This window comes from Mesorhizobium sp. M1A.T.Ca.IN.004.03.1.1, from assembly GCF_003997555.1.
GTDB lineage: Bacteria > Pseudomonadota > Alphaproteobacteria > Rhizobiales > Rhizobiaceae > Mesorhizobium.
The window spans coordinates 1-256 of sequence record NZ_RZTV01000625.1 but is presented as its reverse complement, the minus strand read 5'-3'; the positions used below and the strand labels follow the sequence as shown (position 1 = coordinate 256).

The window sequence follows — 256 nt, the reverse complement described above, 5'->3', positions numbered from 1 at the left end:
GTACCGGGGCGAACAACCGATCAATCCGCCATCCAGCCAGCCGATCCCCTGGTCGTCCGATCCACCGGCCAGCCGGTCGACGGGCCAGCCCGTGAACCGGTGGTCGGGCCAACTGGCGAACCGGCAGCGAGGCCGACCGATCAATCGGTGGTCGGTCCGAGCGGCGAACCGGTCGTTCGGAAAGGGGGCCGGCTGGGGAGCCCGGCGCAGTGACCGGCGCCTGAGATGACGGATTTCCGTTCGATCTCGTCACTTC

General features: G+C 68.8%; 1 protein-coding gene. It reads left to right on the top strand.

The features are described 5' to 3' along the window. Window positions 1–213: PT domain-containing protein (locus EOD29_RS33145; protein ID WP_206520586.1), on the top strand; the 213-nt coding region annotated here is incomplete at its 5' end. Window positions 214–256 lie beyond the last annotated feature (43 nt).